The sequence below is a fragment of the Psychrobacter sp. 1U2 genome, assembly GCF_051847575.1.
In genome coordinates this window covers 1-760 of the sequence record NZ_JBPYDC010000954.1, presented here as the reverse complement: position 1 = coordinate 760, position 760 = coordinate 1, and the positions used below count along the sequence as shown (strand labels likewise).

The following is a 760-nucleotide window of genomic DNA, read 5'->3' as shown; positions in this document are numbered from 1 at the left end:
CTAATGTCTTGGCAGGTTTGTCAGTATCAGTTGCTGGATTTTCATTAGTCGCTGTTGCAGTATCAGTAGAGTTTGAGCAGCCAATCAATCCAAGAGCGGTGCTGATAGCAGCACCATATAGGCTTAAGCGTAGGGTAGAAGCAATAGTCATTATTAGATTAACTCATAAGTTGTATCAATTCCAAAAACCAGATTCATCAAGCCTAATCATAGTAGTGCTTGCACTCGTCTTCGTGATCTTTGATCTTTAAAGTAGTATTGGAGAATGCAGATTGGTCCGTTCAATGCTATGTTGATGTCAAAATAGCAGGTTAACAATAAAGCAATCGTTCCGTCGATCGTTATGTATAGGAGCTGAATTCTATGTAACCCCTATATTATGACAGTAATGTAAGTTATCGCAATAAAAAATTAAAGCGCATTCGTCATAGGTATTATTAAACAATGCTGTGGCACTTTTATAAAGCAATATAAAGCGGTTTTTAGCCATTACGTTATAAAAAATACACAAATTCAAAAAGACACAAAAAAAGATGCCATGTAGACATCTTTTTTATTATTTCACATTACACTCAAAACTTATGCCAAGGTATCACCAACGACACAGTCATCAGGCAGGGTAACGACCGTTAAACCTGTTTTGGGATCACCAGTCGACAACACCATGCCTTCTGAAACACCAAACTTCATCTTTCGCGGGGCAAGATTGGTCACACAAATTACTTTCTTATCAGCCAACTGTTCAGGCTCATAAAACTTA

Annotated in this window: 1 protein-coding gene; it reads right to left on the bottom strand. The window is 37.5% G+C overall.

Annotated elements, in window-relative coordinates:
• Window positions 1-579: 579 nt before the first annotated feature.
• Window positions 580-760: hypothetical protein (locus tag ACS8FD_RS19760; RefSeq protein WP_439277119.1), on the bottom strand; the 181-nt coding region annotated here is incomplete at its 5' end.